General features: G+C 38.0%; 14 protein-coding genes. 3 read left to right on the top strand and 11 right to left on the bottom strand.

Going from position 1 to position 16,156, the window contains the following annotated elements:
• Positions 1-2: 2 nt before the first annotated feature.
• From H5182_RS08535 to H5182_RS08525, 3 genes are read left to right on the top strand one after another with little or no spacing between them, the layout of a single operon-like run.
• On the top strand, positions 3-1,058 hold the full coding sequence (locus tag H5182_RS08535) for an alcohol dehydrogenase catalytic domain-containing protein (protein WP_145239471.1): 1,056 nt from the start codon (positions 3-5) through the stop codon (positions 1,056-1,058).
• Positions 1,055-2,503, top strand: coding sequence for a PfkB family carbohydrate kinase (locus tag H5182_RS08530; RefSeq protein ID WP_145239474.1), 1,449 nt, complete (start codon positions 1,055-1,057; stop codon positions 2,501-2,503). The genes H5182_RS08535 and H5182_RS08530 overlap by 4 nt, the downstream gene beginning before the upstream one ends.
• On the top strand, positions 2,500-3,198 hold the full coding sequence (locus tag H5182_RS08525; RefSeq protein ID WP_182731000.1) for a nucleotidyltransferase family protein: 699 nt from the start codon (positions 2,500-2,502) through the stop codon (positions 3,196-3,198). Before H5182_RS08530 ends, H5182_RS08525 begins: the two co-directional genes overlap by 4 nt.
• A gap of 4 nt (positions 3,199-3,202) precedes the next feature.
• On the opposite strand, the gene H5182_RS08520 is transcribed toward H5182_RS08525, so the two are convergent.
• The 11 genes from H5182_RS08520 to flgJ all read right to left on the bottom strand — a co-directional run bounded on the left by H5182_RS08520 (position 3,203) and on the right by flgJ (position 16,065).
• Positions 3,203-5,320, bottom strand: coding sequence for a 6-hydroxymethylpterin diphosphokinase MptE-like protein (locus H5182_RS08520; protein ID WP_182730999.1), 2,118 nt, complete (start codon positions 5,318-5,320; stop codon positions 3,203-3,205).
• Between the two features lie 9 nt (positions 5,321-5,329).
• On the bottom strand, positions 5,330-5,629 hold the full coding sequence (locus tag H5182_RS08515) for a hypothetical protein (RefSeq protein ID WP_149981555.1): 300 nt from the start codon (positions 5,627-5,629) through the stop codon (positions 5,330-5,332).
• Positions 5,619-6,047, bottom strand: a complete 429-nt coding sequence (gene fliS / locus H5182_RS08510; RefSeq protein ID WP_149981556.1) for a flagellar export chaperone FliS — start codon at positions 6,045-6,047, stop codon at positions 5,619-5,621. The genes H5182_RS08515 and fliS overlap by 11 nt, the downstream gene beginning before the upstream one ends.
• Positions 6,048-6,075: 28 nt before the next feature.
• Positions 6,076-7,494, bottom strand: a complete 1,419-nt coding sequence (gene fliD / locus H5182_RS08505; RefSeq protein WP_182734918.1) for a flagellar filament capping protein FliD — start codon at positions 7,492-7,494, stop codon at positions 6,076-6,078.
• A 31-nt stretch (positions 7,495-7,525) separates the two neighbouring features.
• Entirely contained in the window at positions 7,526-7,960 is a 435-nt protein-coding gene (locus H5182_RS08500) for a flagellar protein FlaG (protein ID WP_149981560.1), read from the bottom strand.
• Positions 7,961-8,037: 77 nt separating this feature from the next.
• Positions 8,038-9,000, bottom strand: coding sequence for a flagellin (locus tag H5182_RS08495; protein WP_149981562.1), 963 nt, complete (start codon positions 8,998-9,000; stop codon positions 8,038-8,040).
• A 165-nt stretch (positions 9,001-9,165) separates the two neighbouring features.
• Positions 9,166-10,134, bottom strand: a complete 969-nt coding sequence (locus H5182_RS08490; protein WP_182759886.1) for a flagellin — start codon at positions 10,132-10,134, stop codon at positions 9,166-9,168.
• A 418-nt stretch (positions 10,135-10,552) separates the two neighbouring features.
• Entirely contained in the window at positions 10,553-11,515 is a 963-nt protein-coding gene (locus tag H5182_RS08485; RefSeq protein ID WP_182730995.1) for a flagellin, read from the bottom strand.
• 338 nt (positions 11,516-11,853) lie between these two features.
• The gene (flgL, locus tag H5182_RS08480) at positions 11,854-13,086 is read right to left on the bottom strand and encodes a flagellar hook-associated protein FlgL (protein WP_145239518.1); all 1,233 of its coding nucleotides are present in this window, start codon (positions 13,084-13,086) and stop codon (positions 11,854-11,856) included.
• A 2-nt stretch (positions 13,087-13,088) separates the two neighbouring features.
• Complete coding sequence (gene flgK / locus H5182_RS08475) at positions 13,089-15,095, bottom strand: flagellar hook-associated protein FlgK (protein WP_145239522.1); 2,007 nt, start codon at positions 15,093-15,095, stop codon at positions 13,089-13,091.
• A 1-nt stretch (position 15,096) separates the two neighbouring features.
• Positions 15,097-16,065, bottom strand: a complete 969-nt coding sequence (gene flgJ, locus H5182_RS08470; protein WP_182759885.1) for a flagellar assembly peptidoglycan hydrolase FlgJ — start codon at positions 16,063-16,065, stop codon at positions 15,097-15,099.
• Positions 16,066-16,156 lie beyond the last annotated feature (91 nt).

Below are 16,156 nucleotides of genomic sequence, written 5' to 3'. Positions count from 1 at the left end.
ATATGAATATTCCAACTTATTTTAAAGCAGGTGTATTAATAGATATAGAGCAGCCCCTTCAACTACTCGATTTAAAAATACCGTATTTGAAAGATAATCAAGTTCTGGTGAAAATGCATATGGCTGGCTTGTGTAGAAGCCAGCTGATGGAGAGTAAAGGCCTTAGAGGAGAAGACAAGTATTTGCCCCACTTAATGGGTCATGAAGGTGTAGGTGAAGTAATAGCAGTTGGCAATAGTGTTACCAAGGTTAAACAAGGAAATCGTGTCGTTCTTGGTTGGCTAAAAGGCAGTGGAATCGATTCCGGTGGGACACATCTAATTAGCAAAGAGGGTCAAATTATCAATGCAGGTCCAGTTACGACTTTTTCAGAGTACTCTGTTATATCTGAGAATAGAGTAACCATTTGCCCTGAAGGTATTTCAAATGAGTTAGCTGTTTTACTCGGTTGCGCCCTCCCCACAGGAGCCGGTATGGTTCTTAACCAGATACAACCACACTCTAATAGTAATGTGATATTAATCGGACTAGGTGGTATAGGCATAAGTGCACTATTAATGCTTAAACATTTCAGACCAAAAAAAATCATAGTTGTAGATATTGAACAATCTAAATGTGACTTAGCACTACAACTAGGCGCCGATGAAGCTTATTTATATGAAGAAGCAAGCCTAGCTTTACTCAAAGAGCAACACCCTAACGGCTTTGATTATGCTATTGAGAGTGCTGGACTATGTGAAACCATAGAATTCGCTTTTAATAATATACATAACAGCGGTAAATGCTATTTTGCCTCACATCCAAAAACTGGCGATTTTATAAAGTTAGATCCTCATCAACTAATTTGTGGAAAGCAAATTTTTGGAACTTGGGGAGGTAATTGTAATCCAGACAAAGATTTAAAATCGATTGCAGATATTATTCAAAAACTTGAAATATCTATTAATTCTTTGATAAGCCATCGCTATTCTTTGAATCAAATCAATGAAGCAATATCGGCGCTCGAACGAAGAGAAATTACCAGAGCCATCATTACTTTTGAGAATATTGAAGTATGAATAAGCAAGTCCTTGTTCAAGGAAACTTTGACATTTTACACCCTGGCCACATTCGCTTACTTCGTTTTGCAAAAGAGTGTGGTGATAAACTAATTGTTGCTGTTAACAGCGACAAATCTATGGGGTTAAAGAGTCGGGTAAACGAACAACATCGCCTAGAGATGGTTCAATCCCTCGAATGTGTGAATGAAGCATTTTTATCAGATTTAACTCCAGCAGAAACCGTAAAGAGCCTCAAGCCTCATATTGTCGTGAAAGGTAAAGAGTTTGAAAGTAGGCACAATCCTGAGCATGCTCTTGTTGAAATGTACGGAGGAAAGCTTATTTTTGGCTCTGGTGAGTTCGAATCTAATTCCGAACAATATATTACAAGAACAATAAGCCATGGTCATAACTTTGATTACAAAAAATGCCAAAGTTATGCAACAAGGCATCAGTTTGATTATCAATCAATCAACACGGTATTTTCTCAATTTAGTGAAAACCGTGTTGCTGTAATTGGCGAAATAATCGTCGATGAATATATCCAAGGTACTGCGGTAGGCTTATCTCAGGAGGATCCTACCATAGTGATGACACCAGATAGAACGGATACATTTTTAGGCGGAGCAGCAATTACAGCAGGTCATATAAAAGGGCTAGGAGCTAATCAAGTTACGCTTTTCTCGGTACTTGGCAAAGATGATAAAGCTGATTACGTAAAAAATCATATTAACGCATACAATATTGATACTATACTTTTCGATGATGGCAGTCGCCCTACACCATTAAAATCACGATATAGAGCTGGGAATAAAACACTTCTAAGGGTCAATCAAGTTCGACAGCATAAAATTTCTAAAGAAATTCAAACCGATTTATACATGCAACTTGAAAGTAGTATTAACAACTTCGATTTACTGGTATTTTCTGATTTTAATTATGGATTATTACCTCAAACTCTGGTCGATAAAGTCATTGCTTTATGCAAAGAAAACAATGTACGTGTTGTCGCAGACAGCCAAACCTCTTCTCAAGTTGGTGACATTGCCCGTTATAAAGATATGATGCTAATAACACCAACAGAAAAAGAAGTCCGTGTTGCTCTGAATAACATTGATGATGGTCTACCTATTTTAGCGCAAAAACTGTGTGAAAAAGCTAATCCGATGTCGTTGGTTATTACCCTTGCGGGAGAAGGTATTTTTATCCATCTACCAGATCAAAATGGCCAATGGGAAAATGATATGCTTCCTGCGATTAACCGTAATGCGGTTGATCCTGCGGGAGCTGGTGATTGCTTCTTAGCTGCCAGTAGCCTTGCTTTGTGCTCAGGTGCGACATCGTGGCAGGCATTTTATATTGCAAGTATTGCAGCCGCTTGCCAAGTAGATACACTAGGAAATCAGCCACTGTCTTTTAACACGCTCCAGCAACGAGTACTGGAGTCATTCAAAAATATATGAAAGCGATATTGCTAGCAGCAGGATTAGGCACTCGGTTAAAACCTTTGACTAATACAATTCCAAAATGTTTAGTGCCAATCTCCGGACGCCCTCTTCTATCTTACTGGTTAGAGAAGCTAGATAATTTAGGTGTATCTGAAATACTAATTAACGTCCATTATCTAGCTGAGCAGGTCGAAAGCTACATCAGCCAATCGCCCTATAGAAATAAAATAACCATTGTTAAAGAAAGTACATTACTTGGTACTGGCGGCACATTAATTAAAAATGCTCACTTTTGGAAAGATGAACAAGTGATTGTGATCCATGCTGATAATTTCTGCCTCAGTGATTTAAAAGGCTTAATTCACGTTCATAACACTAAACCGGGCAATGTAGATGTGTCACTACTACTGTTTACTTCATGTCAACCGAGTCAATGCGGTATTGTAGTTATGGACACCAATAATGTCATCCATGAATTTCATGAGAAAGTAGCTAACCCTCCCGGAAATATCGCAAGCGGAGCACTCTTTGTTTTTTCTAATTCTGTTTATGAGCGGTATTTTAAAGAATTAAAAGAAGATAAATTTTATGATTTAAGCAAAGACATAGTGCCTAACATGATTGGAAAAATGCAAGGGTGGATCGTAGATAATGAATATATGGATATAGGCACGCCCGAGAGTTATCAGCGTGCCCAAAAACTGGTATAAAAGATTACGAGCCTTGGTTCATAATTTTAAGCTGTTCATCATTAAGAAAATCACAGGGCTTTTTGTAGTTATCTTCAAAGTAGTCTCTCATATCAACAATATAATTTTGCCAAAGTAAAAAAAGCTCATCAAATTGTTCTAATGTAAACGTTTCATTTTCATAACTATAAAGCAATGTAATTAGTGGGCAGTGATAATATAATAATGACCCTTTCATCATATGATAAATATGACCTAATGGTGAATTTTTAAATGAATACACATACCGTTGCTGTCTTTTAAGCAAATCTGCAGCTTCTTTGATTGTTGTATAAGGCTCGTTACTAATAACTAACAGATGGTCACACATATCAATAAAGCGCTGTATTTCGTAATCTTCATCGTTTAATTTATCCAAATTCAGGTTTTCAAAATATCGCGTCTTGATTAACTCCAGCAAAGGAGGCTTATCTAAGCTGTTTTCTGGATCAATTAATATATCAGCAGCTAATGAAATAGCGCCTTTAATTTTAGCCCCGTTACCAATATTGAATACATCAACTGCAGGAAATATTTCCAACAGCTTTTCTATTTGGCTATGCGATACTTTGTATAAATCATTAGTGTAAACAAAGCTATCACTTAAATTACCAGGTAAAGTTTTTTCCGTGACAGGTGCACAACTGATTCCTTTTTCATCATCTTTATCTTTTTTATAAAAACTGTGATCACTATGATGTTTACCTGTGGGTAAGCTTCCATTATCAACACCAAATAAATACACATTTTTAAAACCAAAATTTAAAAATAACGAGAGTGCAGTATTAGATACAAGTGGATTACTATATGGAATTAATGGCAGTGTTTTAGAGCGATTTTTTAATGATAAAAAATTAATGAAATCAGTACCACCTTCATTCCCTTTTAATGCTAACCCTGACCACTTATATAGCTCGGTTGTCTTAGGATGGACCATATTAACGGCTAGTAAATTAACTCGTTTATACGCTTCGATCGGTAAGGAATCAGCGACTATTTTGTAGTTTGCATAAGGTCTCTCTACTAGTACATGAAAGTCCGCCTGGATCCCCAATCGCTCTAAAGAAACAATGGCAGATCCTGCAGCTACAACAATCCCTTTATTCTGATTATTTTTCAAATATTCAACAGCTTCATCTAAAGATGGGCCATTGCCAATTATAAATACAGGTATATCTAATAACGAAGCAGGTAAACTCGCTTTATTTGTAAGAAAAGACTGATTACTTTCAATATGAGCTATCGAGTGTGCAAACCCAGTTATTGCATCATTGAAAAAGCCGTGCCCCATTTGAAAACGAAAATAATCCGCAGCCCAGTTGGCTATTAACTCATTAATTTCACGTCCAGGTGTATGCTGATAACAAAAGCTTCTTACAGCGGAAAATGCTCCTATATCTTCAACTACATTTTCTAAATCTTGAATAAACGTGTTTTTATCTGCTCCCAGATTAAAGAAAAGGCAGTTTCCTTGGTCATCAATTTTTTTAATAACATCAAACCAATCAATACAAAATAAGCTTGCATAAAACTGTTCGATATCTGGCTCAATAATAAATAAATAATCAAACTCAGTATGATTTAATAATTCAGGTATGTGATATCCTAATCCCACTCCAAAAATAATTCCCGATGGGAAGTGACAAGGTAATTGGGCTATTTTTTTCTCGTCATACTTGCGCAATTTACGCATAAACTGACCAAGCTTAACCATATACTCTGTATGAAGACGTTTATCAGAACTGCTATCTGGGTAGCCTGTATAATCTGTTAAGCTAAAAACAGGATGTTCAATCTGACGCCTAACCTGCTCCTGGCTCTGCTCGAGAGGGTTTTGAGAATAAAGGGGAGCTAATGCATTTTTAGGTATAATATTTCCATGACCACTTTGCGTGACATGAATACAAAAATCATCGCGGAGTTGCAGCTTAGATAAAGCTGCTACAATCTCAGGGTAATAATGAGTGAAACATTGCCAATTCTTTTCAAATCGCTCATTTGCTTCTGTAGCAAAAATAGCCTCTCTTTCTTGATGTTTAATAGTTTTTTCAAGTTTTTCTGAGATGTGCTCAAGCTCGTTATTAATATCTATATTCTTTATCATGTCGGTTACCTACTTGATATTTTTATACACATTTATTTTTTTTTGCGTATTAATATGAACACCAAGTTCTTTTGCAGCCTGCTGTTTTTTGAGGCTTATTTCTAATACCGTAGTATTCAATTTGATTGAAAAATCCGATAAAAATAACACATCGTTTTCGCTGAGGTTCTCAGGTGAGGCAAAGAGTGCTTTCAATGTTCTATCAATTAATAGTAACTTGCTTTGAGCTGACTCTATATCACCTTCAGCTAAATATTGATTAATTACAGACAAATCTGGGGCTAACTGAGACAATAAACTAGCCGACATTAGCATCTATACCATTTTCACTAAGTGTTTTTTCTCGAACGTCGTGAGGAATAGCATCCCAAGCAGACTTTATTTCTTTTAATAAATTAGATACTTCTTCAACAATTGCAGGATCATTTTTTATTGTTGCATCAACTAAGCGATCTATCATATAAGAATAAAGTGCATATAAATTATCAGTCACTTCACCACCAACTTTAAAATCTAAACAGCCCCTTAAGGCTTCAATAATAGCAGTCGCTTTAGATAAATGTTCGGCCTTCGCTTCCATATGTTTTCTTTCAATAGCAACTTTAGACATCACCATTTTTTCAATCGCACCCGCCATTAACATTTGAATTATTTCATAGCGATCAGCACCCGCAACACGGGTCTTGAGTGCTTCTTTCTGATAATTTTTTACTTTGGCGTTATACATATTAAAACCCTTTTAAATCAAAATTAATTTATGATTTGTTTCTTGTAAATCCAGGTAAGCTCGCAAGCTGCGCTCCTAAGTACTGTTGTGTTGATTGCATTTGCGCCAGTAACACATCTAAACCCGCATATTGCTTTCTAAGCCTACTTTCTAATTCGGTCATTCTAAATTCATGCTTTAGTACATCATCTTCTAAATCAGTGACCTGTGTATTTAAATTATCTTCTCTTTGCTTTAAAATGCCTTTTGAACTTACGTAATTATCTAAAAAAGATTCGAACTGTTTAGCAACACCATTTTCACCAGCAAAAGCCTTTCCGATATCATCAAAATTTTCATCCATTGCTGTATTTAAACTGCGGACTAAAGTTGATTTTTCTAGATAACCTTTCTTATCAACACCCAAGCCAATATCGAAAATACTTGTGAAAGGCCCTGCATCCGTTAAATTTGTAGAAAGCATATTGACCATTTGCGAGCTCAAAGTACGAATGGTTGCATCGCTATTTAAAGGTTTACCGACTCTCGATTGCAGACCTAACTGCCCTATAGCATTGTTATAATTAGCAATAAATTCATCAATTAATGTTGTAACGCTCTCACGGTCATAGCTAACAGCTAACTTTGCAGTCTCTCCATCAACGCTTTGTCGTTTAGCGGTGATCGTCATATCTTGTACAGCATCTTTAAAGGTATTGGTGTCATTTGTTATTGTTATGCCATCTACTTTTATAACTGCACTTTTTGCTTCATTTCCAGCTGTTATACCAATACCACCGCTACCAGAAGCTCCACCATTAGCATCTGTAGATACATTGTCTAGCTCAGCATTATCATTGGTAATTACCAAGTCATTACCAGCGCCACTCACACTCGAAGTAAGAACCAACTTTGACTCAGTACCAGTATTTATTATATTTGCTGTTACACCAAAATTATCATCCGAGTCATTAATTGCGTCACGCAAATCAGCTAATGTCGCACCCGCATCAAGAGTTAGGTCAAAGCTTTTGTCTCCAGCAGCAAATGACAAGGTGCCTCCAGAAGCAGTGACCACATCGTCAGTAGATGTAAACAAAGGAGGTACGGCATCGTTTGACGTTGCACGACTGCCTTGAGCAAGTGCAACAACTTCAATTTTAAAATTACCAGGCGTAATATCTTTTGTTGGGGTAACTGAGACGAGATCACCGTCATCACTTGTTGGTTGAGTGATATTAGCAATACGTTTATTGAAATTATCAGGATCTGCTAGCTTTTTTATTGTGTCTTGTAGCTTGGATAACGCAGACTTGATCTCTCCGATTGAAGATAATTCAACTTCTAACGACTTGTCCTTTTTTGCAAAGGCATTCATTTTTGGAACATTTTCGGCATCAACAGATGCTGTAATGATACTTTCGAGATCCAGCCCAGATCCAATACCTGCGGATGTTATAAGTGGCATACTTCTCTCCTACTATCTGTTCCAAAAAATATTATACAGTTTGATTTAGTAACAAACCTTTGTTAGTTAGTTTATCGGCAAATTCATCTAAAGCTTTAGCAACTTCTCTAAACTCTTCAGTTGGAATTTCACGAATAACTTCTTCGCTTGTTTTATCAAACACTTTAATTATTGGTGGATCACCCTGCTCATCAAATTCAAATTTTAAATTTGTTGCCGTCACAGGAATATATTTATTTAATTTCTCTAAGTTTTCTTTCACTTCGTCGATCAGTGCTTTTCTTTCACTTTCAGAATCAAGTTGCTGACTATTATCAACAAGTGCGGGCTCTCTACCAGCAATTTTTGTACCAGCTTTTTCAACAGTTGCTTTTTTACTTGCTTCGTTTAACTCATTTTTATTTGTAAAAGATGAATTAGCGGTGAAGTTTTCACTCGATTTAATTATTCCACCTAAGTCAGCCATAGTAGCTCTCCTTCAAAATACAAACAAAGTATAAGTCATTATCGAGACAATATCTCAATAATGACCTAATTAACCGTCTAGCCTAGTAACGATAATGCTACTTGTGGACGCTGGTTTGCTTGACTCAAAATAGATTGGCTTGCTTGTTGTAATATTTGAGATTTAGTCAAATTAGCTGTTTCGGCAGCGAAATCAGTATCTTTAATACGTGACTTAGCAGCACTCAAGTTTTCTGAAATGTTAGATTGGTTACGAATAGTTGATTGAAAACGATTTTGCACAGCACCGAGTTCGGCACGCTTTTTATCAACTACTGCAATCATTGCATCCATACCAGCCATTACCGCTTGTGCGTTAGCTTGAGAAGATACACTAATACCACTTGCTGTAAATACAGTTGCAAAGTCGGTATTATCAGCTGAAGCACCAACCTGCGAACTAATTGTTCCCGCAGTAGCACTTAAGCTTGCACCTGTCACAGCACTTGCTACACCTGCAATACCTGACATAGTAAAGCCATTATTACCCGCAACCGAGTTTGCAGTGCCACCAACAGAAGCCATACTAAAGCTAATATTCTGTACAGCATCAGCACCAACTTGGAAGTTAGCTGAGAATGAACCATCTAGGAGATTTTGACCACCAAATGTTGTATCTGCAGCAACACGATTCACTTCTTCTGATAATGAACGAATTTCTTCTTGTACTGCTAAACGATCTTCATCTGTATTTGAACCGTTTGAAGCTTGTTGAGCAAGAGTACGAATACGCTGGAACATTGACGTAGTCTCATCAAGTGCGCCTTCAGCAGTCTGCGCAAGTGAGATCCCATCATTAGCATTTCGGTTACCTTGATTCAAACCATTTATTTGACTAGTTAAACGGTTAGATATTTGCATGCCTGCAGCATCATCTTTTGCACTATTAATGCGAAAACCTGATGATAGACGTTGAAAGGATGTATCGAGCTGGTTACCAGATTTCATCAACTGGCGTTGTGCGTTCAATGAACTCACATTAGTATTTACATATAAAGCCATAATAGCCTCCGCTTTATCATTTTAAATAGAATAACAACGGGATACCCCTACCCTGTTATTACTCCAGACTGAGAGTCCTAGATTTTTAGTTCTCTAAGTCAGTTATCGTCAGATAAAACGGAAACTTTAGCTTTATTTATAAATTTTTAACAACGTTATACTATTTTAACCCTGTAACAAGCTTAATGCAGCCTGAGGCCTTTGATTTGCTTGACCTAATATTGTTTGGCTAGCTTGTTGTAAAATTTGGTTTTTAGTTAAGTTAGCAGTCTCCATTGCAAAATCAGCGTCTTTAATTCTGGATTTAGCAGAGGCTAAGTTTTCAGAAATATTGGCTTGATTTCGTATTGTCGACTGAAAACGGTTTTGTACCGCACCTAATTCAGCGCGTTTTTTATCAACCACCGCTATTAGCGAATCCATACCCGCAAACACAGCCTGTGCATTTACTTGTGATGACACACTAATACCAGCGGCTGTAAACACAGCAGAAAAATCTAATGTTGTTGATGCCGTTGCGCCATCAACTGAGCTTACATTAGCTGCGAGCGTTGAAAGTGCTTTACCACCCACGGCTGAAGCAACACCAGCAACACCTGATATAGTAAAACCACCATTAGCAGCAAGAGAATTTGCTGTATCGCCAACAGACTGCATACTAAAACCAATAGTCTGTACAGCATCCGCACCTACCTGAAAGCTTGCAGAATAGGAGCCATCTAGTAAATTTTGACCACCAAATGTAGTGTCCGTGGCAATTCGGTTAACCTCATCAGATAACTGTCTAATCTCTTCTTGGATAGCGAGCCTATCTTCATCTGTATTAGAGCCATTTGCTGATTGCTGAGCAAGTGTTCGGATACGTTGAAATGTAGAAGTAATTTCATCAAGCGCACCTTCAGCCGTTTGTGCCAGCGAGATACCGTCATTCGCATTACGGTTGCCTTGGTTTAAACCCAAGATTTGCGATTGCAAACGATCCGATATTTGTAAACCAGCAGCATCATCCGCCGCGCTGTTAATACGCAGACCAGATGATAAACGTTTAAAGGAAGTATCTAAGTCGTTTCCAGTTCTTTCAAGCTGTCTTTGCGCATTAAGCGCACTAACATTCGTATTTACAAATAAAGCCATAATAAACTCTCTTCTTATCTGTCAAATTAAAGCCACTCTAAAATGAGTGGAGTTTTGACAAAGTGACTAGTTACAGCAGCCAAGTAAGATTGGCCCGGGGCAATAAACTGCCACTTTGCAGGTTAATTTAAAAACTTAATAAGTATTGAGCAATCTTTAGGCCAACTTTATAGATAGAGTTGCATTGAATTAGAAAAAAAGAGAAAAGGGCCTATAAGGCCCTTTGAAGATAAGTTTGAGAGTAGGTTTTAATTATTGGCATATTTTATGCTTAATAATTTATGTTCTTACAAATGTTAGAACAATACAGGATTTTTAAGCGCCTCCGCTTTATCAATCCGTTTCAGCGCCTTTGTTAATACCCCATTAAACAAAGGCGCTACATTCTTAGTCAATTAATTGACTATTTCCAACCAACTTATCCTAGAAGACTTAATGCAGCCTGTGGACGTTGATTAGCCTGGCTAAGAATTGTTTGGCTAGCCTGTTGTAGAATCTGCATTTTTGTTAAGTTTGCAGTTTCTTGAGCAAAGTCAGTATCTTTAATACGTGATTTTGCAGCACTTAGATTCTCTGAGATATTTGATTGGTTACGAATCGTTGACTGAAAACGATTTTGTACCGCACCCAGCTCAGCTCGTTTTTTATCAACAACCGCGATAAGCGAATCCATACCAGCCATTACCGCTTGCGCATTAGCCTGTGAAGATACACTGATACCACCAGCAGTAAATACTGATGAAAATGCTGTTTGGTCTGCTGATGCACCTACTTGCGAGCTGATTGTTCCAGCTGTCGCACTTAAACTAGCGCCGGTTACCGCACTGGCAACACCTGCAATACCTGACATGGTGAAACCACCATTAGCTGCGATAGAGTTAGCAGTACCACCAACCGATGCCATACTAAAGCTGATATTCTGAACGGCATCTGCACCTACTTGAAAGTTAGCCGAGAAAGAACCATCTAATAGGTTTTGACCACCAAACGTTGTATCTGCAGCAACACGATTCACTTCTGATGAAAGAGAGCGAATCTCTTCTTGCACCGCTAAACGGTCTTCATCAGTATTTGAGCCGTTAGCTGCTTGCTGTGATAATGTTCTGATACGTTGGAACATTGATGTTACTTCGTCTAATGCACCCTCAGCTGTTTGTGCTAGTGAAATACCATCGTTCGCGTTACGGTTACCTTGGTTCAAACCGTTAATTTGTGATGTTAAACGGTCAGAAATTTGTAGGCCAGCCGCATCATCTTTCGCACTGTTAATACGAAAACCTGATGATAAACGTTGGAATGATGTATCCAGTGCATTACCAGAATTATTTAATTGTCTTTGTGCGTTTAACGCGCTAACATTTGTATTTACATATAAAGCCATGATATCTCTCCAGAAGTAAACTTATCATTTACTCTCAAACTTACTAGATTAAGCAGTGGTTGTTATTTACAACGCTTTGCTTGGTTAATTAAGTTATCGGTCTAGCAAAAAAATCCTTTAGCTTTTTTTTTATTTTTTTTCCATTATTTTTTAAGCTCATGTAATTTAATGAATTTTATAGTGACTAAATTAATAAAGCTCATTAAAAAACTACAAGGATTACTGTACAGGTCTTTTTCTTCAGGAAATTATTAAGCTGTTAAATAGTAAGGAGATGATCTTAAAAGGCTGGAAAAATACGAGAGTAAGGCAATATATTGCCTTACTCCTTTACTTACTTATAAGTAATCGAACAGTGATAATTTAGCCAAGCGGCCAAAAGTTGCCTGCGAGGCTTGTAGTGCAGTTTCTTGCTTCGTGAGTTCAGTAATGGCCTCAGCCATATCGAGTTCAATTAAATCTGCACGAGAAGATTTGTTATTTACATCAAGGTCACTATTAGATTGCGTGATTTTTTCAGCTGTATTTAACCGCCCACCTAAACCAGCCTGCGTTAAAGAGACCTGATTTTTACTATTGTCGATCTGGATCATGGCCGCTGCCAATACTTGCTCATAATCTTCTTGGCTAATTGTTGGATCAGTCAGTCCTGCGATCAAATCATTTAAGGTGTTTAAAATATTTTCTTTTTGCGGTGCTTCTAAAGTAAAGTCTACCTGCCCATTTGCCACGGGGCTAATGTCGATTTCCAACCCTGCAAATTTAATTTGTGATCCCTCAAAGCTGCCAGAGCTGATCACACTTCCACCTTGTTCAACCTGATAAGTATTAGGTGTACCTGCTGTCGTTATAATATTAAACGTATTTGCTCCGACTGCGGCAGCAGGATCAGCGTTATAATTTGCTTTATGAAAAGAGTCAAACTGAGCTTGTTCACGCACATACACTTTTGCACTAGTGATCCCTCCTGATGCAACACCATCATTCGAGGCGACGTCTAAACGTGCATTGACCTTTTCAAACGTATCAACCCCATTATCACTGGATTTAATTTCAACTCCTTCTGCTACTTTAATTTTATGCTGGCCTTGGTCGCCACCATAAACATATTTGCCAGTTGAAGAATCAAGCGAATAGGTTTGGGTATTATCTTGATAGCCTGAAAATATATACTTCCCATCTTCAGTTTTAGCATTCATTAAATCAAGCACACTACTTTGTATAGATTTAATCTCTTCAGCAATACCTTCACGATCTATATCTGTATAAACACCATTACCAGCTTGAATTGCTAATGTATGTGCTTTTTCAAGCGAGCCTTTAATATTCTCAAGTACACTTTCTTGGGTATTTAAACGACTCGTCAGCATAGTAATATTTTTACTGTATTGCTCATTCGCTTGTATACGATCGGTATACAGTAACGCCCGTGCTGTTGCCGATGGATCATCTGAAGCTGTAAGCACTCGCTTTTGGGTATTAACTTGCTCTTGTGCTTTATTGACATTTTGCTGATTATTCAAAATCGAATTAACACTGTTTTGGTACATCAAATTATTAGATAAACGCATAATTACCTCGCAGCATTAAGTAAAGTATCAAAAATTGTACGGGCTGTTGATAGCACTTGTGCAGACGCCGCATAAGATTGTTGAAAACGTAATAAATTGGCTGCTTCTTCATCAAGGTTTACTCCCGAGAGTGACTCATACCAGGCTTCAGACTGTTGAGCTAATGCCTCAAAAGCAGCGCCATTAGTCTTCGCTTGATTGGTTACAACACCAATATCAGTAACTAACCCTGCATAGGCTTGATTAAATGTTTTATGATTATCTGCAGTTGAAGTTGTGGTCACATTTTGTCGAACTAACTCACCACTTTGTAACCCAGCCAACATTAAGCCATTGCGGTTATCATCAAAACCACCTTCATTAAACTCCAGTGTAAAACTATCGCCTGTTGCTGGTATGCCTTCAATATTAAAGTCAAAGCCATATAATTCGAAACCATTCCCAGCTTGTGAAAGCATATTTTCAGCAGGCGGAGTGACTGTAAAAGTACTTGTATTGACCCCATCTGATATTGTGTATTCATCTGGGTTAGCAGTTTTCACTATCGTGATATCGCCATTAGCAAGATCCGGAGGTGTCGTAGTTGTAAAACCACCTGAAGTCACACTACTTACACTACCGACTGAAATATTGGCATTGCCAGTGTTGTTTATGTTATCAGCCGTACGGATTGGTGAAGCAAGCGCTAACGATTCAGGCCTATCGGTGGCAAGTGTTAAACTCGATGCAGCCTCTGCATTAAGTTTTACAGCAAATTGATCGCCAACATTACCGGTTCCTGTAACATTTAATTGTAAACCAAAAGATTCCCCACCGGTCATAGTCGATGAATCAATAACGCCAGCAACTATATTGGCGGTTGAGGGAGAGCCTAATGGTTCACCTTTATTATCGACAGGTTGTATTTCTACCGTTGTACCACTGGTATAAGTAACAATAAAGTCACTAGCAGGAATTTCACTGCCTTTACCAGGCTCTAGGGTAGCCGTCATGCTTGAGTTACCTGTATTAGCTTGATAGGCGTAACCGCCAACCGTTGGAATTGTAAAAATGTCCCCACCAAGTTCACCGTTGCCGTCCATCCCTAAACGGTTTTGTTGGTTAAAAGCATCAGCAATTGCAAGCCCCATTTGGCCAAGCTGGTTTTGTGCTGGCACTAAAATATCATCACGAAATGCTAGTAACCCACCAATCTTACCTTTAAGTTTACTTACATCAACATCAAGCGGCACAGCTTTGCCGCCATTTATATCTAAACGTAATTCTTTAAAATTAGGATCCGGATCACCCGCCATCGAAAACAAATTAAATGCGCCGTCTTGCATTACGAGTGATTCACCGGTCCCCATAAATACCAGCTTTTCACCGTTGGGGCCATCAAGAGTCTCTACATCTATTAATTCCGATAACTTACGAATAGCAAGGTCTCGCTCGTTATACATGGTGCTTGAGTTTGCCTCATTGCGCGTACCATTTACCGTAGCTATTTGCTTATTCAAACTGCTAATATTTTGAATCAATGTATTCGCTTCATCAGAAAAAATTTCTAACTGCTCATTCACGATGTTTTTTTGATCAAATACAATGCCTGACAAACGATCCATTTGATCAATCAAATTTTCTGCATCTGTCATAACCAACGAACGTGCAACTGTTGATGATGGCTGATTTAAGCTTTCCTGCACATTGTTGAATAACGAATTCATACTGCTCGATAAGCTATTGGATTCTTGAGAAAACAAGCTATCAACCCGGCCTGCTTCTGTAACAAATTGATCAAAAAAGGTTTTATTTGAAGTATCGCGATTGAGCTGCTTTTGAGCAAATTCATTCAATAATCGATATGTTTCACCACGACCAACTTGATTGTCGATCATGGTCATATGCTCTGTACGCTCACGTACATAACCAACTGTATTTATATTGGCAATGTTTTTACTGGTCGTTTGTAGCAATTCTGAATTAGCGCGAACGCCTGAATTTGCAATGTCTAATAAATTAAACGACATCTTAATTTACTCCTTGGCGAACCAATGTTGTCGCCAGTGTTTTAAGTTCTGTACGATTAAGTACTTGCTTAATTTTTTCGGCATAATTGGGGTCTGTGGCATAACCGGCTTTTTGTAAAGAGTCTAAAAAAGCGGCCGGTTTTGCGGTATTTTGTAATGCTTCTTGGTAGCGTGGGTTTTCCGTTAAAAACTGCACAAAGTCATTCACGCTGTCTTTAATCGAATCATATGCTCTAAAGCTAGCTTGTCTTTTTACTGGTGTACCTTGCTCAAATTCGAGTGTCATTTTATTGGCTTTCTCACCCTGCCAGCCTCTATCTGATTTGATATTGAATAAGTTAAAGCTGCTGTTGCCATCACTTTTATTAATAATATGCTTACCCCAACCAGTCTCAAGAGCTGCTTGTGCAACCATCACAGCAGGGTTCAAACCAATTTTTTCAGCTGCTGTTTTTGCATGCTCCCAAACACTACTAATAAAATCTTCTGCATTTTCAAACTGAGGTTTTTGCGCTGTTGATGGGCTGCTATTAACAGCCTTGGTGTCAGCCGTGTTTTCAGTATTCGTACCTGTTGCACGTTGATCACTGGTAAAATCATCAACAGTACGCAGCACTGAACTAGGGGTAAAGTTTTTTCCATCAGGAGAAAGTTGTTGCACTATGAGATCGGCTAAACCCAATGACCCTTTTGAAGATAAATCAACTGATAACTGTTGATCATGCATTTCTTCAAAAAACTTTACACCACTGGAATTAAAAGGACTGTCTTCGTCTTCAAACGCTTCATTTGCTTTACGCATACTTTTAAGAAGCATCTGCGTAAAAATAGATTCAAATTGTGCCGCTGCTTTTTTTAGCGCTTCTTTCGATGCTTCAGGCGAGGCACCACTTTTTAAGGCATCTTGACGTAACGTATTAAGATTGCCTAAATCAAAGAAGTTTTGTTTATCGAGATGATTAGTATCCATCAGCAATTTGACACAGTGATTAATGATATTATTAACAATGCAATAATTGAGCCAATGCGAGTTTGCGAGTTTGCGAGTTTGCGAGTTTGCG

Source organism: Pseudoalteromonas sp. SG44-17 (assembly GCF_014164235.1).
Taxonomy (GTDB): Bacteria; Pseudomonadota; Gammaproteobacteria; order Enterobacterales; family Alteromonadaceae; genus Pseudoalteromonas; species Pseudoalteromonas rhizosphaerae.
Note: the sequence above shows the minus strand (reverse complement) of the source record. Positions and strands in the feature narration are given on the sequence as shown.